Annotated in this window: 14 protein-coding genes; 7 read left to right on the top strand and 7 right to left on the bottom strand. The window is 74.2% G+C overall.

Annotated elements, in window-relative coordinates; all coding sequences use genetic code 11:
- Nucleotides 1-53: 53 nt before the first annotated feature.
- Nucleotides 54-1,556 (bottom strand): tetratricopeptide repeat protein, encoded by a 1,503-nt coding sequence (locus J2S44_RS07160; RefSeq protein WP_310410039.1) that lies wholly within the window; start codon nucleotides 1,554-1,556, stop codon nucleotides 54-56.
- A 161-nt stretch (nucleotides 1,557-1,717) separates the two neighbouring features.
- Here J2S44_RS07160 and J2S44_RS07155 point away from each other — a divergent pair, with 161 nt between their 5' ends.
- The 3 genes from J2S44_RS07155 to J2S44_RS07145 all read left to right on the top strand — a co-directional run bounded on the left by J2S44_RS07155 (nucleotide 1,718) and on the right by J2S44_RS07145 (nucleotide 6,448).
- On the top strand, nucleotides 1,718-3,274 hold the full coding sequence (locus J2S44_RS07155) for a methyl-accepting chemotaxis protein (protein ID WP_310410037.1): 1,557 nt from the start codon (nucleotides 1,718-1,720) through the stop codon (nucleotides 3,272-3,274).
- 14 nt (nucleotides 3,275-3,288) lie between these two features.
- Complete coding sequence (locus J2S44_RS07150; protein ID WP_310410034.1) at nucleotides 3,289-4,899, top strand: amidohydrolase; 1,611 nt, start codon at nucleotides 3,289-3,291, stop codon at nucleotides 4,897-4,899.
- 385 nt (nucleotides 4,900-5,284) lie between these two features.
- Complete coding sequence (locus J2S44_RS07145; RefSeq protein WP_310410032.1) at nucleotides 5,285-6,448, top strand: hypothetical protein; 1,164 nt, start codon at nucleotides 5,285-5,287, stop codon at nucleotides 6,446-6,448.
- Nucleotides 6,449-6,585: 137 nt separating this feature from the next.
- Here J2S44_RS07145 and J2S44_RS07140 read toward each other — a convergent pair whose 3' ends face one another.
- From J2S44_RS07140 to J2S44_RS07125, 4 genes are all read right to left on the bottom strand, one after another.
- The gene (locus J2S44_RS07140) at nucleotides 6,586-9,438 is read right to left on the bottom strand and encodes a tetratricopeptide repeat protein (RefSeq protein ID WP_310410030.1); all 2,853 of its coding nucleotides are present in this window, start codon (nucleotides 9,436-9,438) and stop codon (nucleotides 6,586-6,588) included.
- A 70-nt stretch (nucleotides 9,439-9,508) separates the two neighbouring features.
- Nucleotides 9,509-11,284, bottom strand: coding sequence for an HSP90 family protein (locus J2S44_RS07135; RefSeq protein ID WP_310410028.1), 1,776 nt, complete (start codon nucleotides 11,282-11,284; stop codon nucleotides 9,509-9,511).
- 250 nt (nucleotides 11,285-11,534) lie between these two features.
- Entirely contained in the window at nucleotides 11,535-11,846 is a 312-nt protein-coding gene (locus J2S44_RS07130; RefSeq protein ID WP_310410026.1) for a hypothetical protein, read from the bottom strand.
- A gap of 8 nt (nucleotides 11,847-11,854) precedes the next feature.
- Nucleotides 11,855-13,498 (bottom strand): AbfB domain-containing protein, encoded by a 1,644-nt coding sequence (locus J2S44_RS07125; RefSeq protein WP_310410025.1) that lies wholly within the window; start codon nucleotides 13,496-13,498, stop codon nucleotides 11,855-11,857.
- A gap of 221 nt (nucleotides 13,499-13,719) precedes the next feature.
- Between J2S44_RS07125 and J2S44_RS07120 the strand changes: the two genes are divergently transcribed.
- The gene (locus tag J2S44_RS07120; protein ID WP_310410022.1) at nucleotides 13,720-14,052 is read left to right on the top strand and encodes an STAS domain-containing protein; all 333 of its coding nucleotides are present in this window, start codon (nucleotides 13,720-13,722) and stop codon (nucleotides 14,050-14,052) included.
- Nucleotides 14,045-14,431 (top strand): ATP-binding protein, encoded by a 387-nt coding sequence (locus J2S44_RS07115; RefSeq protein ID WP_310410020.1) that lies wholly within the window; start codon nucleotides 14,045-14,047, stop codon nucleotides 14,429-14,431. Before J2S44_RS07120 ends, J2S44_RS07115 begins: the two co-directional genes overlap by 8 nt.
- Nucleotides 14,432-14,509: 78 nt before the next feature.
- Here J2S44_RS07115 and J2S44_RS07110 read toward each other — a convergent pair whose 3' ends face one another.
- Nucleotides 14,510-16,030: a PP2C family protein-serine/threonine phosphatase gene (locus tag J2S44_RS07110; RefSeq protein ID WP_310410018.1), complete on the bottom strand. Its 1,521-nt coding sequence runs from the start codon at nucleotides 16,028-16,030 to the stop codon at nucleotides 14,510-14,512.
- Nucleotides 16,031-16,454: 424 nt separating this feature from the next.
- Here J2S44_RS07110 and J2S44_RS07105 point away from each other — a divergent pair, with 424 nt between their 5' ends.
- Together J2S44_RS07105 and J2S44_RS07100 are read left to right on the top strand one after the other, a co-directional pair.
- A complete protein-coding gene (locus J2S44_RS07105; protein WP_310410015.1) occupies nucleotides 16,455-17,192 on the top strand; it encodes a S1 family peptidase in 738 nt (245 codons plus the stop codon).
- A gap of 55 nt (nucleotides 17,193-17,247) precedes the next feature.
- The gene (locus J2S44_RS07100) at nucleotides 17,248-18,144 is read left to right on the top strand and encodes an aldo/keto reductase (RefSeq protein WP_310410014.1); all 897 of its coding nucleotides are present in this window, start codon (nucleotides 17,248-17,250) and stop codon (nucleotides 18,142-18,144) included.
- Between the two features lie 11 nt (nucleotides 18,145-18,155).
- Here the strand turns inward: J2S44_RS07100 and J2S44_RS07095 are convergent, their stop codons facing one another.
- Nucleotides 18,156-19,343, bottom strand: coding sequence for an MFS transporter (locus tag J2S44_RS07095; protein WP_310410012.1), 1,188 nt, complete (start codon nucleotides 19,341-19,343; stop codon nucleotides 18,156-18,158).
- Nucleotides 19,344-19,409: the final 66 nt, after the last annotated feature.

The raw sequence follows: 19,409 nt of genomic DNA, 5'->3' as shown, positions 1-19,409 counted from the left end.
GGTGCTAACCGTAAAAGCTGCCCCCGCGATGCGTGATCGGTCACGATCGGGTTCTAGCCGGTCGGGCCGCCCGGCGTGTTCCGCGCGGTGCACCGCTGCTCGGACGCGGCCACCTGGGAGGCGTCCGTGCCGTAGACGGCGACGACCGTGAAGCAGTAGTCGAGGTCCGGGTTCAGCCCGTTGATCTCGTAGCGGACGCGGCCCGGAGGGAGGTTCGCCATCGGCTTCAGCTCCTCACCGGCGCGACCGCCCGCGACGATGAACGACACCGTGCCGTTCGTCGGGTCGGCCCAGGTCAGCGCGATCGCCTCGCCGTCGTCGGTCAGCGCGACGTCGGCCGGTGGCGCGCCGGCGACCTGCGGCCCGTTCGGCGCGGCGGTCCGGTCCGGCGCCGGATCGGCCGTGTCGTCGTCACCGCGGGTGGAGATCAGCACGGTGACCGAGACGACGGCCGCGATCACGGCCGCGACCGCGGCGACCGCGACCGAGATGGTCAGGCCCCGGTTCCGCCGGGGCGGCGCCCCGGGACCGACGTGCGGCCCGGGTACGGCGTAACCCTGCTGGTACGGCGGCCCGGACTGCTGCTGCACCGGCGGATACTGCGGATATCCCTGCTGGTACGGCGGCCCGGACTGCTGGTAGGGCGGCGCGGAGGACTGCTGCGACTGCTGGAACGGTGGCCCGGACTGCTGGAACGGCGGGACCGACTGCTGGTACGGCGGTCCCGACTGCTGGTACGGCGGCGCCGAGGACTGCTGCGACTGCTGGTAGGGCGGCCCGGACTGCTGGTACGGCGGCGCCGAGGACTGGTGCATCGGCATCGTCGGCGGGTCCGGCAGCGGCGTGACCGGCGGCTGCGCCTGGTGCATCGGCGTCGTCGGCGGCTCCGGCGGCGCGGGCCGGACCAGCGGCGTCGCGCCGAGCTGGGTGGTCGGCGGTTCGACCAGCGGGGTCGCGCCCAGCTGCGTGGTCGGCGGCTCCGGCGCGGGCCGGACCAGCGGGGTCGCGCCGAGCTGGGTGGTCGGCGGTTCCGGCGTCACCGGCGGCGCGGGCTGGACCAGCGGGGTCGCGCCGAGCTGCGTGGTCGGCGGCTCCGGCCGTACCGCCGGAGAGGTCTGTGGAAGCGGCGGAGCCGCGTCTCCCAGGTAGGCGCGCGCCCGGATGATCATCGGGTGGTCCGGCCCGAGCGTGCCCGGCCCGAGCTTCGCGACCCGCAGGTATGCGCGCTTCGCCTCGTGCCGGTTGCCCAGCTCCTCCGCGGCCGCGCCGATCGCCGCGGACAGCGCCAGCATGCGCACGTCCTCGTCGCCGAGCCTCAGCTGCCCGTCCGCGTACGCACTCTCCAGGGCGCGCCGCGCGGCCGCCGGGTCGTCCGCCTGGGTGTGCAGCTCGCCCAGCACGAGCGCCGCGTCCAGCACCTCGTCGTGGGACTTGCCCAGCGCGCGCCGCGCGTCCTCGAGGACGTCCTCGAGCATCGCGCGGCCGTTGACGAGGTCACCCGCGGCCTGAGCGGCCCGGGCGCGGTGGACGGCGGCGGTGAGTGGAGCGTGCGGCACGCGGCACATGCTTTCACAAACCCGGCCTGCCCGCGTCGCCCGGACTCCTCACAATCCGCGATCAGAGGCCGATTGAGCTGGTGAGGTGTGACCTGGGGGATGGAACCGCAAGGGGAGCGGTGTCGGTTATGGGTGCATGGCTGGCCGGTTTGCGGCTCAGTGTGAAATTCGGTCTGGCGCTCGGTGTGGCGCTCGTCGCGGGCGCGCTGGTGGCGCTCGCCGGCCTGGCCGGTCTGCGGACCGCGAACGAGAACGCGACCGCGATCTACGAGGAGAACCTGAAGCCGTCGCAGATGCTGGCGGCCGCCCAGGGCGCGTTCGACGACCAGGTCTTCTCGTTGGCGCTGATGAACATCGCCAGCACGCCGGCCGGGACCGAGCAGCAGCGGGAGGCTGCGCTGGCCGCGGCGGAGACGCTGGCGAGCGGCCTGGCGGAGTACGAGGGGCTGGGCCTGGACGAGGCGCAGCTGGAGCACTTCGCGGCGGTTCGGGACGGGCTGACCGCGTTCGAGAAGGTCCGCGACGAGCAGCTGATCCCGGCCGCGCTGAGCAGCGACAACGCCGGCTTCGAGCGCTCCTACACGGCCGTGACGCCGACGGTCGACGCGGTGAACGCCGGCTTCGACGGCCTCGCCGCGTTCGAGGCGGACAGCGGTGCGGACGGTGCCGCGGCCAGCGCGGCGAGTTACCGCAGCGGCGTGACCACGATGCTGGCCTGCTGGCTGATCGGCACGGTGCTGGCCGCGCTGATCGGGGTCCTCGTGGTGCGCCGGATCACCGGCCCGCTCGCGGAGGTGTCCGGCGTGCTGGAGCGGATGGCGGACGGCGACCTGACCGGCGCGGTGCCGGTGCGTTCGCGCGACGAGGTCGGCGTGATGGCCGGCGCGCTGAACCGGGCCGTCGGCGGCATGCGCAGCACCGTCGAGTCGCTCACCGGCGCGTCGCACTCGCTGGCCGCGGCCGCGGAGCAGCTCTCCACGACCAGCAGTCAGATCGCCGGCAGCGCGGAGCAGGCCAGCACGCAGGCGGAAGTGGTGTCGACCGCGGCCGCGGAGGTGACCGGCAACGTGCAGACGATCTCGGCCGGCTCCGAGGAGATGGGCGCGTCGATCCGGGAGATCTCGGAGAACGCGAACCAGGCCGCGCAGGTGGCCGGCGCCGCGGTCTCCCAGGCCGAGGAGACGAACCGGACCGTGGTGAAGCTCGGCGAGTCCAGCGCGGAGATCGGCAACGTGGTCAAGCTGATCACCTCGATCGCGGAGCAGACGAACCTGCTGGCGCTGAACGCCACGATCGAGGCGGCCCGGGCCGGCGAGGCCGGCAAGGGCTTCGCGGTGGTGGCGAGCGAGGTCAAGGACCTGGCGCAGGAGACCGCGCGGGCGACCGAGAGCATCAGTTCCCGGGTGGCCGCGACCCAGGCCGACACCGAGACCGTGATCACCGCGATCGGCGAGATCAGCGAGGTCATCGCGCGGATCAGCGACTACCAGACCACGATCGCCTCGGCGGTGGAGGAACAGACCGCGACCACCAGCGAGATGAACCGCGGCGTGTCCGAGGCCGCGGGCGGGATCAGCGAGATCAACGCGGGTATCGAGGCGCTCGCCACCGCGGCGCGGCTGACGTCGGAGAGCGTCGGCGACTCGCAGCGCGCGTCCGAGGAACTGGCCCGGATGTCCGGCGAGCTGCAGAGCCTGGTTGCCACGTTCCGCGTCTAGGGCATCATGCTGCGGTGACGCACGAGCTGGTCTTCACCAACGGGACGGTCTTCACCGGCGGGCGCGCGCGGCGCGCGGACGTGGCGGTCGACGGTGCGCGGATCACCGCGGTCGGCGCCGGGCTGACCGGCCGGCAGACCGTCGACCTGGACGGCGGCCTGCTGCTGCCCGGTTTCCAGGACGCGCACGTGCACCCGATCGCGGCCGGCGTGCAGCTGCTGCGCTGCGACCTCACGTCCGCGGCGAGCGCGGACGAATACCTGCGAATCATCCGGCGGTACGCCGCCGAGCACCCGGACCTGGGCTGGATCATCGGTGGCGGCTGGTCGATGGAGGCGTTCCCGGGCGGCACCCCGACCCGGCGGGCGCTGGACGCGATCGTCGCGGACCGGCCGGTCTACCTGCCCAACCGGGACTCGCACGGCGCCTGGGTGAACACCCGCGCGCTGGAGCTGGCCGGGATCGGCCCGGGCACGCCGGATCCGGTGGACGGCCGGATCGAGCGCGAACCGGACGGCCACCCGTCCGGCACGCTGCACGAGGGCGCGGCCGACCTGGTCGGGCGGCACGTCCCGGCGGCCACGGACGCGGAACTGGACGCCGGGCTGCGCGCGGCCGAGGAACTGCTCTTCTCGGTCGGCGTGACCGGATGGCAGGACGCCTGGGTCGGCCCCGGCCTGCACGGGCACCGCGACCTGCTCCCGGTGTACCTGCGGGCCGCCTCCTCCGGGACGCTGCGGGCGCGGGTCGGCGGCGCGCTCTGGTGGGACCGGGACCGCGGCCTCGACCAGCTGGACGACCTGCGCGCCCGCCGCACCACGACCGGCCGGTTCACCGCCCGCACCGTCAAGATCATGCAGGACGGCGTGGCGGAGAACTTCACGGCCGCGATGACCGTGCCCTACCGGGACGCGTGCGGTGCCGCGACCGCGAACACCGGGCTCAGCTTCGTCGACCCGGAACTGCTCAAGGAGTACGTGACGCGGCTGGACGCGGCGGACTTCCAGGTGCACCTGCACGCGCTGGGCGACCGGGCGGTGCGCGAGGCGCTGACCGCGATCGAGGCGGCCCGCACCGCGAACGGGCCGCGCGGTAACCGGCACCAGCTCGCGCACCTGCAGGTGGTGCACCCGGACGATCTCCACCGGTTCGCGGCGCTGGACGTGACCGCGAACCTGCAGGCGCTCTGGGCCTGCCACGAGCCGCAGATGGACGAGCTGACCATTCCGTTCCTGGACCCGGTGCTGGCCGCGCGGCAGTACCCGTTCGCCGCCCTGCGCGACGCCGGGGCACGGCTGGCGGCCGGCAGCGACTGGATGGTCAGCAGCCCGGACCCGATGCTGGCCGCGCACGTGGCGGTGAACCGGACCGCGCCGGGCGAGCCGGTGGACCGCCCGTTCCTGCCGGAGCAGGCGCTCACGCTGGGTGAGTTCCTGACCGCGTACACGGAGGGCAGTGCGTTCGTGTGTCATCGTGACGACGTGACCGGGCGGATCGCGCCGGGCCTGCTCGCGGACCTGGCCGTGCTGGACCGTGACCCGTTCGCCCGGCCGGCCACGGAGATCGCGCAGGCGCGCGTGCGCCGCACGTACGTGGGTGGCGAGCTGGTGTTCAGCGCGGACTGAAGTATCACCGATATGGATGAATCGGCTGTCCGCGCCGATGGCCGGCGGGTAGGGTCGGTCGAGCGCCGACGTCCGCGCAAATTCACAAAAATTTTCCCGGTTACGTTGAACCGTGTCCGATCCCCCGAATGGATTAACCCACCGGGTCGCTATCGGGAGCATAAGTCTTCTTAAAGATCGGCTGTGGATTTCCATTGGTTTTCCGGCCCGCTTGACGCTGCCCGAATGCGACTTCTAACTTGCTCAAAGGAATCTTTGAGGATCGCTCGGACCCTGCAGGATCTGCAGGTCAGCGACGGTTTGGGGATGGTGGGCAATGCGCAGGTCGGGGCGCGGGGCAGGCATAGGCGTCGCATTGCGACGCAGGAAATGGATCGTTGCGGCGGTGGCTGCGGTAGCGGTTTTCGGCGGTGGTCTCGCGGTCACCACGTTCGCCAACGCGGGCACCTGGAATCCGCGGAAACCGCGGCCGGTCTCGCAGAACTGCGGCAAGGCGGCGCCGGACGGCCGCGCACCCGGCGGGGCGGACACGACCACCACCCAGCAGAACGGCCGGACGGTCCGCAACCACTGGGGTGACGGCCAGGTCCCGGCCTGCCCGGCCAGCCCGGCGCCGGTGTCGTCGAACACGATCAGCTGCCCGTCCGTGGCGGACAAGCTCGGCACCGTGCCGGCCCGGGCCAAGGCCGAGGTCGACCGCAACCTGGCGCTGCTGCAGACCCAGATCGACGAGGCGAACAAGCGCCTCAAGGACACGCAGGGTCAGGGCGGCCCGAACTTCGTCAACAACGCGATCCTCGGCCCGCTGAAGAGCAAGCGGATCGCCACCATCGACCGGATCGCGATCGCGATCGGCCGGGTCGCGCAGAAGCCGGCCGGCCTCGAGGTGCTCGCCGACTGCACGCTGGTGACCACCGGCATCACGCCGACGCCGGTCGCGACCGGGAACAACGGCAACGGCAACAACAACGGCAACGGCCAGGCCGGCGACGGTACGAACGGGCTGGAGATCCTCGGCGACGACTGCGGCGCCTCCGACCTGCAGCCGCACACCGGTTTCCAGGAGGGCAACCGCTGCGTGGACACCGAGTTCGGTGAGGTCGGCACGGCCGCGAACAACCCGTCGCTGCTGATCACCCGGTCGCCGGAGAAGGTCCGGGTCGGCCAGCAGTTCCAGCTGCAGGTGAGCACGCGCAACCTGGTCCGCGACCGGTTCCTCGGCGCCGCGGCCGGCGGCTACTACCTGGAGAGCTCGTTCCTGACCGACGAGGGCCTGGTCCGTGGCCACTTCCACACCGCGTGCCGGATGCTGCCGAACACGAACGAGGCCCCGGACCCGGCGCCGGCGCCCGCGTTCTTCGTCGCCACCGAGGACGGTGCCGGCGGCCGCCGGCCGGACACGGTCACCATCAACGTGACCGGCATGCCGCAGACCGGCACGGCCCAGTGCGCGGTCTGGGCCGGCGACGGCTCGCACCGCATCCCGATGATGGAGCGCGCCAACCAGACCCCGGCCCTCGACGTCATCCGGATCCGCGTCACCCGCTAGACCGGCCACCGGAAAGCGGCGCCACCGGCCGGTGGCGCCGCTTCTCCGTGTCCACGGCCGCACGGCGAGCCCATCCGGGTGAGCCGGACCGGCAGCCGCCCGGCAGCACGCGAACGGCGTGCTGCCGGGCGGGCGTGTCAGTCGCGGCCGGTGATGCCGTACTCGGTGCGGAGCGCGGTGGCCTCGTCCTTGCGGTCGAGGGCGTCCAGCACCTCGGCCAGCAGCGCGGCCGGGAGCTGGGCGGAGTCCGGCTCGGCGGCGGAGCGGCCGTCGGCGAGACCGGCCAGGACCTCGCGGAGGACGGGCTCGGCGGCGGCCGGGTCGCCGGCGCGGAACAGCGCCTCGGCGTGCATGCCGGCCAGGTTGTCGGCCTCCTGGAGCGCGCCGATCCCGCGGAGCGCGGCGGCGCCGCCGGCCAGGTAGGGGATCGCGTCGGCGGGGCGGCCGCGGGACATCAGGACCCGGCCGGCCTCCCAGCCGAGCATGTGCCGTTCCCAGATCACCTGCGGGTGGCCGTCCGCCTCGGCGGGCAGTTCGGCGTCCCGCCGCCGGGCCAGCGCGACGGTCTCGACCGCCTCCTCCGGCTCGTCCGCGAAGTGCAGGGCCGCGACGCGGCGGCGGAGCACCCGCAGCTCGGCCAGCAGGTTGCCGTCCTGGTGGAAGTCGTCCGCGGCCTCACCGAAGCGCTCGGCGGCCTCCTCGTCGCGGTCGGAGCGGTAGAGCGTCTCCGCCGCGTACTCCCGGATCTGACCGCGGCCGGCGTAGTTCTCCAGCTCGGTCATCCGCTCGATCAGCGCCTCGTAGTGCACCAGCGCGATCTTGTCCTCGCCGAGCTGCCGGTAGGTGTTCGCCAGCAGCAGCTGCGCGTCGTCCGCGCGGCTGTCGTCGCCGAGCCGGCGCAGCTCGGACAGCGCCTCCTCGGCGACCTCGGCCGACTCGGTGAGCCGCCCGGCCGCCTGGTAGGCCTCGGCCAGGTCGCGCCGGACCGCGGCCGCGGCCGGCGGCATGTCCCGCTCGGTCAGCAGCGCCACGACCTCGATCAGCTCCGGCACCGCCTCGGCCGGGCGCTCCAGCCGCATCAACGCGTTCGCCCGGCCGAGCCGACCGTTGATCACCGTGTCCGCGTCGCCGAGCGACAGCACCTCGTCGAAGAACGCCAGCGCGGGCTCCGGCTCCACCGACAGCTGCCCGGCCAGCAGCAGGGCGCTGGCCAGCTGGTCGTCCGGGCCGTGCTCGCGATAGAAGATCAGCGCGCGGCCGACCGCCTCCGCGGCCTCCTCGTGCCGGTGCCCGGCCGCCACGATCTGCGCGCGCCGCAGGGCGTACCGCGCGTGCATGCGCGGGTCGTCCACGTCGGCCAGGGCCGCGTCCGCGCGCTCCTGCGCCGCCGCGGCGGCGTCCGCGTCGCCGGCCGTCATGTGCCGCATCGCCAGCCGGGACCAGGCGCTCGCCACCTCGCGGGGCGTACCGCCGTGCTCTTCCCGGTAGGCGACCTCGCGCTCGACCGCGGCCACGCCGGACTCGTCGCCGAGCAGCAGCCGGGCCACGCCCGCGCGGCTCGCCAGCGCGGCGGCCTGACCGTCGTCGCCGGCCTCCGCGTACCGCTCCGCCGCGCGGTCCCAGGCGGCGATCGCGGCCTCGCCGTCGCGTGCCGCCCAGTGCTGGCCGCCACCCAGCTCCTCGCGTTTCGCGGCGAGCGCCGGGCCGAGCGCGGCCGGGTCCGGGAAACGCGCGTCGAAGGACGCCAGGATCGGGCCGGCGTCGAGGTCCGCGTCCTCCGCCTCCTCGGCCAGCGCGAGCAGCCGCTCCGCGCTCGCGTCGGCCGGGGCCTCGGGCGCGGCCGGCGCCGGGCGCTGCGGCACCGGCGGGACCGGCGCGGCCGCGCGGGAGGTGGGGGACAGCGGCAGCACCACGTCGAACGGCTCGGCCGTGAGCAGCTCCTCGACGCGGCGGGACTGCCGGGTGGTGCCGTTGCGGGCGTCGAACCGGGCCGCGATCGCGCGCGCCCGGCCGGCCAGCTCGTCCGCGAGCGCCGCGACCGTGGTGTCGTCGTGCCCGGTGCGGTGCACCACGGTGTCGCCGTGGCCGAGCGCGGTGGCGCGGCGCAGCAGCAGCGCGGACGCGGACGCGAACGACATGGCCGAGGCCGGCGACGGCGCGCGGTCCAGCCAGTCGATGTGCCGCTGCAGGATCTCCAGGCCGCGGTGCTCGTTGCCGGTGCGCGCGCAGAACTCGATGTGGTCGCCGATGTCGCCGAGGTCCGCGAGACTGGACCGGACCAGCCCGTACGCCCGGCGGTGCGCGTCGACCGCGGCGTCCAGGCGCCCGGTCCGCACGTACGGCACCATCAGCGCGGCCAGGATGTTCTGCGGCTGCTCGGTGCAGGTCAGGCGGCCGGCCAGCACCGGCTCGGCCAGCGCCACGACCTCCTCGTCCCGCTTCTGCTCGGCGAGGTAGCGCGCCTTGCCGGTCGGGTCGCAGCCCTCGCAATCGGACAGCTCGTCGCGGGGCGCGGTCTGCCACCGCTCGTACCACTCCGCGGTCGCCGCGGCGTCGCCGACGTGCCGGGCCAGCACGTACCGGTACTTGTAGACGGCCTGCAGGCTGTGCCCGCTCTCCCGGTAACGGCGCTCCATGTCGTCCAGCACCGCCTGGGCGCGGTCGAGCGGCACCTCGGGGAAGCCGGTCATCTGGCTGACCATGGTCTTGAAGTACCAGAGCAGCGTGTGCGTCCAGTTCGCATGGTACGGAGCGGGCTCGGCGTCGAACTCGGCCAGGCACCAGGAGAACGTGACGAACGCCTTCGCCGGCTCGCCACCGTACACATAGGACTGGGTGGCGTGGATCCGCGAGACGAACCGCAGTTCCGGGTCGCCGGCCGTGTCGGCGTGCCGGACCACCTGCTCGGTCAGCGCGATCCGCGCCGCACCGTACGGCATGTCACCGGCCTGCGCGAGCAGACCCCAGAGTTCCTGTGCCGACGTGGTCATGCCGGATTCCCTTCTCCACCGCGGTGCCGACGTGGCCGGCGCTGCACCGATGATTCGCTCGCCCGCTCGCTCATGCCGCGTCCCCCGATCCCGGGACGGCCCGGCCGAGCAGGCCGAGGAAGGACGTGTTGAGCAGTGCCGCGTCGGCCGGCCGGATCGGGTGGTAACCGAGCAGCAGCGCCTGACCGTACAACGACTCGACCGCCAGCGCGGTCAGTTCCGGATCGCCGAGCGCGGTGATCCGGCGGACCAGCGGGTTGCGGTGGTTGAGCACCAGCTGCGGACGGTCCGGCGGCGCGGCGCTCGACAGCGCGTCCAGCACACCGCCCCACAGGTCGTCCGCCTTCTCCCGGGTCGCGGTGAACTCGCCGTGGAACGCGGCGGCCCGGCTGACCAGGTAGAGCGACGGCAGCGAGGCGGGCTCGAACGCGCGCACCACGACCTCGCAGCCGAGCCGGTCCAGCCGGCGCTGCGCCACGGTCAGGAACGGGCGCAGCCGCAGCTCCGTCTCCCGGTCGACCGCGTCGAACGAGGTGGTCAGGTCGGTCGGCTCCAGCCGCTCCACCCGGATCTCCGCGTCCAGCGCGGGCAGCCGCTCGATGATGTCCGCGTCGTACGTGTAACCGCCGTTCACCACGCCCACGTCCTGCGCCGCGGCCACGGCCGCGAGCTGACGGAACTCGTCCAGCGTGGCGGCGTAGCGCACGACGCCGTGCCGGGCGCGGAACTCGGCCAGCGTGGACCGGCCCATGTTCGTCTCCATCGGCCACCACTGCTCGACCAGGCGCAGCATCTCCACGTCGTGCAGCGCCAGCGCCTTCACGCCCAGGTGGTGGACGGAGAGGAACTCGGACAGCCGGCGCGGGTCGGTGGCGGACAACCGCACCAGCCAGCCGCGCAACTGGTCCGCGATCGCCTCGCGGGTCGACTCCAGCAGGCCGTCCTCGTAGAGCGCCTCGCGGCTCGCGGTCGGGCGCAGCTCGGTGGAGTCGACCACGCAGCGCGCGAAGAACGCCCACTCCGGCAGCAGGCCCTCGACCGCCTCGGCCAGCAGCATGCGCTTCAGGTAGACCCGGTGGCCGCCGCGGACGGCCGGGTTGATCGGCGTGGGCAGCACGAACGCGGCGCCGGACAGGCCCGCCTCCGGCACGTTCAGCTCGATCACGTCGAACGGGGTGAAGCCGAGCACGCTCTCCGCGTACCGCAGGAGGCTCTGGTGCCGGCCGGTCGTCGCCTCCCACGGCGGCGTGCCGAGCGTGGTGCGGGCACCGTCCACCGTGACCTCGATCGGCAGCATCGCGCCGTACAGCGCGGCCAGCCGGGTCACCTCCGGCCCGGTCAGCCAGGACTCGGCGCCACGGCGGGGGATCAGCGTCACCGACGTGCCGGGCTCGCGCTCCGGGCCCGGCCGCACCTCGTAACGCCCGTCGGAGAAACCGGTCCAGAGCACCGGCGCGGCGTCACCACGACGGGTGTGCACCCGGATCTCGTCCGCCACCAGGAAGCAGGAGAGCAGGCCGATGCCGAACTGGCCGAGGAACTCGTGCCGGGCGAAGCCGAGATCGTCGCGCTTGGAACTGCGGCCGATCGTGGCCAGCAACTCGTGCACCTGCGCCTCGGTCAGCCCGATGCCGTTGTCGCTGACCCGCAGCGTGCCGTCACCGGTCGCGTCCGCGGACTCGATCGCGACCCGGCCGGCCAGCTCCGGATCGGTGTGCCGGACCGCGGTGATCGCGTCGACCGCGTTCTGCAGCAGCTCGCGCACGTAGACCTGCGGGCTGCCGTACAGGTGGTGGCTGAGCAGATCGACGATGCCCCGCAGATCTACCTGGAAGGTGTTGCTCACGGATGACTCCCCCATGGTCCGGACAGGCGCACAAGATACAGGGCGAGTGCGACATCAGGGGGCCGGGTGCGCGACATGCCGGCCGAAAGCAGCCGGAGCGGGTCGGCCGAACGGCGGGTGATCCCCGGACCGGCCGGCGACCCCGACGGATTTTCCCGCTTCCGGCGGCCCGGGTCCCGCACGCTCCCGCGGGCACCGGTCGGCCGCGGGCGGCCTCCCTGTCGGATCCGCGGGTGGTCCCGGCCGGACCCTACGGTGTCAGCGCCGCGTCCAGCTCCGCGAACAGCGCGTCCGGGACGGCGTCGGCGGCCAGCCGGTGCCAGCACCACCGGCCGTGGCGCCAGGTCCCGGCGATCGCGGCCGGGGTCGCGACCGGTCCGAGGGCGTCCAGCCAGGATCGCGCGTCCGGCGGCGTCTCCGCGAAGAACAACCAGAACTCGACGTCGCTGTGCGCGTCGCCCGCGCCGGCCGGGAACGAACCGTAGGTGAGCGCCGCGGTGAGCCGGGGATCGGCCGCGCAGGCCTCGTGGACGCGCGCGATCAGACGCTCCTGCGGCAGCACGCGCGCGCTCAGCCGAGCACGAACGACGCGTCGCGGGCGAAGGTGCGGGAGCCGTCCGGGCGGTCGATGTACAGCGCGAAGTTGCGGTGCCGGACCACGTGACCGGGATAGTTGTACGACCGCAGCGTGACCGAGCCGGCGACCGCGCCGGGCTCCGGGCAGAACGTGGCGTCCGCGCGGAACAGCGCGCTGTCGTCCGGGCGGGACGCGCGCAGCCGGTAGTCGTAGTGGCGCAGGTAGCGGCCGTCCGGCAGGCGCAGCGACCGGCAGCGCGCGTCGGCCAGGCCGGGCACCACGGTGAACGCGGTCGCGCCGGACTCGCCGACCGCGTCGAGCATGGCGTAGCCGCCGCGCTCCCGCACGTACCGGTCGGGGTGGTTGACCGAGCGGATCCACCGCTGGTCCGCGGCCGGTTCCGGCGCCGGAGTCACCGGCCGGCCGGGAACGGCGGGTGCCGGCGTCGCGGACCGGGCCGGCCTCGCGGGCGGGGCGGGCGCGGGCGCGGCGGCCTCGGCGACGCCGGCCGCGGACCTCGACGGCGACGGGGAGACCGACGCCGACGGCGACGCCGACGCGGACGGCGAGGCCGAGGCCGGCGGCGTACCGGTGTCCGACGCGGACGGTTGCCGGGTGCGGCGGGGCAGGTCGGCCGCGACCGGGACGGTGTCCGGCACGTCCGGCGTGCGGGTCAGCGCCAGCGCGCCGCCCGCCACCACCGCCACCAGCACGGCGACGGCCGCGAGCATCAGGACGGCGGACGGGCGGCGTACCGCCGGAAGTGGTTCCGGGGTCGCCGCGGCCGGTGCGGCGAGCAGTTCGAGCGGCTCGTGGACCGTGCCGCGGGAGACCACGACGGGCGCGCCGGCCGGCTCCGGGAGCAGGCCGTCCGCGTGCAGCGCGGCGAGCAGCGTGTTCGGCACCGGGACCAGCGCCAGCCCGGTGACCAGCCGCTCGGCCGGGATGTGGTGCGCGGCCAGGCCGGAACAGACCGGGCAGTTACTGACGTGCCGGAATATTCGCCGGCGCCAGGCCGGGCCGGGCCGGTGGTCCCAGTCCGTGGTGACCAGCCGCAGGCCCGGGCAGACCGGGCGCGCCCGGAGCGCGCTGACCAGTGCCCGGGTGACGTCCAGCTGCTCACGCATCCGGTCGATCCGCGCGCCCGCGTCGGCCAGGGACATGCGCAGCGCGGCCGCGGACTCGGTGCGGCTGATCGTGCCGGCCGCCTCCAGCCACCACAGCGACAGCGCGGTCGCGTGCTCGCCGTCGAGCCAGCGGGTCGCCTCGGCCAGCCGCCGCCGCTGACCGGACAGGCCGAGCCGGATGATGCTCAGCCCGACGAAGTCCGCGCCGGGGTCCGGCGCGTCGCCGTCCTCGGGCAGCGGCGCCCGCGTGCCGCCCCGGCGGACCCGGGTGGCCTGACGCAGCGCGTGGGCCAGCAACCAGGGCCGGAACGCGGCGGGTTCGCGCAGGTCGGGCAGGTCGCGGGCGACCCGGTGCATGGTCTCCCGGACCGCGTCGTCGATGTCCGCGTGCGTGCCGACCGCACGGCCGATCACGTTGTAGACCAGCGGGAGATGCTCCGCGACGAGCTCCGCGAGCGCCGGGTGGTCACCTCGTCGCGCCGCCAGCACCAGGGCGAACCGCTGCGTCACCACCTGCTCCTTACGAGATCCTTAAGCCGCCCGAACCGTACCGAATGACGGCCACCGGGAACAGTGGCCGGGCGAATCTACACCCACCGGAGTGCGAAAGTTCCTCGTCACGTGGCCGGCGAGGGCCGGCCGGGCGCGAACGCACCCGGACGCGCGCCGGGCCCCCGCCGTGCCGGGTGCTCCGTGATGCCATGATGAGCGGCGGATACAGGGGAGGCGCGATGGGATTCGCGGCGCGGTCGTCCGGCGGTCCCACGCGGACGGTGGTCACGCTGGACGGCGAGTGCGATCTGGCGGTGCGCGAGGAGCTGACCGCGGCGTTGCTGGCCGCGGTCGCGGCCGCACGGACCGTGGTGGTCGATCTGACCCACGTCACGTTCATCGACTCGACCGGCGTGCACGGCCTGGTCACCGCGTACCACGCGGCGCGGGCCGGTGGTGGGCAGCTGTACGTGGCGAACGCGCACGGCCCGGTCGCCACCGTGCTGGACCTGACCGGCGTCGGCGAGCTGCTGGCCGAGCCGGCCGCCGGGTCCGGTGAGACCGGTGTCTGACGACTCGCGCATGCGCTACGCGGCCGCCGCCGACCTGGCCACGGTGCGCGCGTTCGTGTCCGCCCGGGCCGCCGTGCTCGGCCTCTCCGAGGAACGCACCGAGCTGCTGACCCTGGCCGTGACCGAGCTCGCCACGAACACGTTGCAGCACACCGGTTCCGGCGGTGAGGTCCGGGTCCGCGCCGACCGCGGCCGGCTCGTCTGCGACGTCACGGACAACGCGCTCGACGGTGTCGCCGTCCCGCTCCTCGGCCGTTCGATGCCGCCGGCCGCCGCGCTCCGCGGCCGGGGCCTGGCCATCGTCGAGAGCATCTGCGACGAGGTGGAGACGTCCGTCATCGACGGCGCCACCCGGGTCCGCATCCACCTCGACCTGTAGCCGCGCGTTCCCGACCTCTTGCGGGACCGCGTTCCCGCGCAGTGCCGCCGGAGGTGGGAAGCACGCCGCCGGGCACCGTCAGGACGACGGCCGGACGCGGATCGCGAGCGTGCAGGTGTCGTCGAAGGTGCTGGGCTCGTTGAGGGTCGCGTGCACGCGGGTGAGGTCGGGGCCGGCCGTGGCGAGCGCGTCGCGGACCCGGCGGAACTGCGCGGCCGGGTCGCCGGCCCGGCGTTCGACCAGGCCGTCGGTGTAGAACAGGACCACGTCGTCCGGCTGCAGGCCGGGCGCGAACACCGGGTACTCCGTGTCCGCGATGGCGCCGAGCAGCAGGCCGTCCGGCCGGTCCAGTTCCGTGGCCGCCCCGGACCGGGACAGCAGCGGCGCGGGATGGCCGGCTCGGGCCCAGCGCAGCACGCGGGTGGCCGGGTCGAAGAGCGCGATCACGGCGGTGCCGGTGATCCGCAGCTGGAGGCAGAGCCGGTTGAGGTGACCGAGCAGCACACCCGGGTCGCGCAGGCCGATGGAGAGCCATGCGACCAGCGCGAACCGCAGGTGCGCCATGCCGCTGGCCGCGTCCAGGCCGTGGCCGGCCACGTCGCCGATCGCGAGCACGACCGGGCCGTCGGGAAGCGTCTGCGCGTGGTACCAGTCGCCGCCGACCAGCACGGCGCGCTCCGCGGGCAGGTAGCTGACCATCGCGTCCAGGCCGGCGAGCGGGAACGGGTCGCGCGGCACCGGCTGGATCATGTTCTGCAGCTGCCCGGCGAGGCGGTGCTCGGCCAGCGCGGTGATCTCCCGGGTGCGCAGCTGGTCACCGAGCCGCTCCAGCTCGGTACGCGTGTCGACACGCGCGGTCACGTCCTGCACCACCGTGTAGATCTTGACCGGTTTGCCGTCCGCGTCCCGCGCGGTGTCCGCCAGGATCCGCAGGTGCTTGACCCCGTCGCCGACCCGGAACCGCACGGTCACGTCCGACGTGGCACCGCTGTCCAGTGTCTGCCACGCGGTCTCGGCCAGGCCGCGGTCCTCCGGCAGCATCAGCGCGGCCAGCTCCATCCGGGTCAGCGGCCCGTCGGCCGGGTCCCGGCCGAACACCGGGTACATCCCCGGCGACCAGTCGGTCCGGCCGGTGTGCAGGTCGTACTCCGACCAGCCGAGGCTGCCGAGCAACTCGGTGTGCGCGAGCCGGCGCGCCTGCTCGTCCTGGCGCTGCCAGACCACCAGCAGGCCACCGAGCACGGGCCGGACGCTGACCGTGAAGACCGAGCGGGCCACCACGCCGGAGTGCGTCCCGTCGTGCACGAACTCGTCCAGTTCGCCGGGCTCACCGGTCGCCAGCACGCGCTGGTAGAGCTCCCACAGCGGGCCGCCGACCATGCTGGGGTAGAGCGCGGACAGGGTGCTGCCCAGGCGGCTGGCGCCGCGGTGGTAGATGTCCGGCACCCGGTCGCCGGCCGCGGCGACCCGGAAGTCGGTGACGGTGCCGTCCGGACCGGTGACCGGCAGCAGCCACGAACAGCCCGCGGGAATGCCGGCGAGGATCTCCTGGACGATCGCAGCGGCCTGCTCCGGGGCAGGCGCGCCGTCGTCAGCCATTGCGTCAGTTTATCCGTACCGCCGGTCGCTCCGGCCCGCGCGTCGCCATCCGCACCGGCGCGTCCCGCGGGACGGCGTCGCCCGCGAGCGGTCACCCGATCAGGCGGCCAGGAGGTCCGGCAGCCACCCGAGGGCGAACGCGCCGAGCGCGACCGACTGGCCCTCGTGGTAGCGACCGAGACCGGCCCCGCACGTCCGGACGGGTCACCGCCGGGTGGTTACGCGACCGCCGGGCCGTGCACCCGTTGTCGGGCTGCCGCCTGCTGTGGACGATACGGGCCGCACGGCACGCCGCGGTCCGGTCGAGGGTGTTGCCGCCGCGCCCGGCCGGCTGGCCTCGACGTCTTGTGCCGCACCATCTTCCGGTGATAGGCCCCGTTTGATATGTATCGAAACTATTAAATGTGGCCATAGGGTCGGCGGCATGCGCATCTCTCGCCTCATCGCCGCCGCCGGTCTCGTGATCGCCGGTCTGCTCGCGCCGTCCGCCGCCGTGGCGGCGCCGGCGCCGGAGCCGGACTTCGGCATCCAGGTCGTCAACGGGCGGCCGGCCTCCGAAAACTACTCGTTCATGGTCTACGTGTCCGGGTGCACCGGCTCGCTGATCAAGAACAACTGGGCCGTCACGGCCGCACACTGCCCCACCCCCTCGACGGTACGTGTCGGAAGCGTCAACCGGACCAGCGGCGGCACGGTCGTCGCCGTGACCCGCGCGATCACCCACCCCCGGATCGACGTCAAGCTGCTGCAGCTCGGCTCCGCGGTCTCCTACGCACCGGCGCCGATCCCCACGGCGTCCGGCGCGGTCGGCACCGCCACCCGGATCATCGGCTGGGGCCAGACCTGCCCGACCCGTGGCTGCGGCTCCGCGCCCGCGGTCGCGAACGAGCTGGACACCTCGATCGTGGCGGACAGCCGGTGTTCCGGCATCGACGCCGCGTACGAGATCTGCACGAACAACACGAACGGCAACGCGGGCGCCTGCTACGGCGACTCCGGTGGCCCGCAGGTCCGCAGCGTCGGCGGCCGCTGGCAGCTGATCGGCGTGACCAGCCGCGCCGGCAACAACAACTCCACCTGCGCCACCGGGCCGTCCATCTACGGCGACCTGTCGTCGATCCGCGCCTGGGTCAACACGCAGGTCGGCGGGCTGCCCGCCTGACCACCGATCATGTGGGGCCGGCGCCCGCCGCCGGCCCCACGTGCATGATGGGGTGATGATCGGTTTCCCCGTCAGTCCCGTCAGCCTCGGCACGTCGTTCCTCGGCAACCCGGCACAGCCGGACGGCTCGCCCGCGCCGGAGTCCGCCGCGCTCGCGCTCGCGCTGCTCACCGGCCCGTCCGCGGTGATCGACACGTCGAACAACTACGCGGCCGGCCGCAGCGAGACCGCGCTCGGCCTGGCCCGGCGCGCGTTTCCCGAGCACGGCAAGACCATCGTCACGAAGGTCGACGCGGACGCGGGGACCGGCCGGTTCGACCGGGACCGGGTGTGGCGCTCGTTCGAGGAGAGCACCGCGCGGCTCGGCCTCGACCGGCTGCCGCTGCTGCACCTGCACGACCCGTACACGATCACGGTCGAGGAGGCGTTCGCCCCCGGCGGCGCCGTGCAGGGCCTGCGGGAGCTGAAGGAGCAGGGCCTGGTCGGCGCGATCGGCGTCGCGGCCGGCGAGATCGCGCTGATGACGCGCTACGTCACCAGCGGCGCGTTCGACGTGCTGCTCACCCACAACCGCTACACGCTGGTCGACCGCCGCGCGGAGCCGTTGATCGCGGAGGCCGTCGCGCGCGGCATGGGCGTCTTCAACGCGGCCCCGTTCGGCGGTGGGCTGCTCGCCGGCCGGGACACCCGCTACGCCTACCGCGAGGCCTCACCCGAGCTGCTCGCCTGGGTCGACCGGGCCCGGGACGTGTGCGCGGGCTTCGGCCTGTCGCTGCCGGTCGCCGCGCTGCACTTCTCGCTGCGCAACCCGGACATCGACTCCACCGTCGTCGGCATCGGCCGGGTCGAGCGCGTCGCCGACCTGGAGGCCATGCGCACCTCCCCGGTCCCGGCCGAGCTGTGGCCGGCCCTGGACGCGCTCGGCACCCCACCGTCGACGATCGAGGACTGACCACCCGTGGCTCACCTGCCCGAGACCGGCAGCGCGTCCGCCACCCGGGGCTTCAGGGCCGGGGCCAGGGCGGCGGCGAGGGCCAGGAAGGCGAGCACGACGATCATCGCGTTGCGCAGGCCGTAGAGCTCGCCGAGCCCGCCGAGCGCGGGCGGGCCGACCAGGAAGGCGAGGTAGCCGACCGTGGCGACCAGGGAGACCCGGGCGGTGGGGTCGGGGCCGGAGTCGGCGGCGGCGGAGAGGACGACCGGGAAGCCGAGCGCGGCGCCGAGGCCCCAGAGCAGCACGGCCGCGCCGGCGACGATCGCGTCGTCGACGAAGATGACCAGCGCGAGCCCGGCGCCGCCGACGATCGCGCTGGCGCACAGCACGGCCACCCGGCCGAAGCGGTCGATGAGGGACGTGCCGGTGAAGCGGCCGACCGTCATCGCGGCCGCGAACGCGACGTAGACACCGGAGCCGAGCGCCGGGTCCAGGCCGTGGCCGTCCACCATCAGCAGCGGCAGCCAGTCGTTGGCCGCGCCCTCGGCCAGCGCCATCGCCAGCACGATCAGGCCGATCAGCGCGAGCCGGCCGTCCCGCCAGACCGGCGGCCCGGAACGGTGGCGGGCGTCGCGCGCCGCGGTGCGCCCGGTGCCGGCGGGCAGCTGGGCCGCGGACCACGCCACCAGCGGCAGCGCGGCCGCCCCGATCAGGCCGAGGTGCCACGCGACCGGGAACGACGCCGCGGTCAGCGCCATCCCGGAGGCCGCGCCGAGCACCGTACCGAGGCTGAAGCACCCGTGCAGCGCGGGCAGGACCGGACGGCCGAGCACGCGTTCGACGTCCGCGCCCTCGATGTTCATGCCGACCTCGCCGCCGCCCATGCCGAGCCCGAACACGAACAGGCCCGCGGCCACGACGACGCTCTGCGACATCGCGGCACCGGCGCCGGTCAGCGGCATGGCGGCGGCGACGGCGAGCGCGCCGGCCGTGACGACCGGGCGGGCGCCGAACCGGCTGACCAGCACGCCGGACGACAGGATGCCGGCCATCGACCCGGCGGACAGCCCGAACAGCACCAGCCCCATCTCCGCGGTGGACGCGCCGAGCAGGTCGCGGATGTCCGGCGTGCGCGTCACCCACGACGACAGGCCCATCCCCACGGTCAGGAACAGGGTGAACAGCGCCATCCGGCGGCGCGACGTGGCGAGGTCCACGACGGGGTCCTTCCGACAGGGGCAAGGTGTGTACAAACGTACACACTTTTCCGGCGCCGGTAAACT

It is taken from the genome of Catenuloplanes niger (genome assembly GCF_031458255.1).
Classification (GTDB): Bacteria; Actinomycetota; Actinomycetes; order Mycobacteriales; family Micromonosporaceae; genus Catenuloplanes; species Catenuloplanes niger.
Note: the sequence above shows the minus strand (reverse complement) of the source record. Positions and strands in the feature narration are given on the sequence as shown.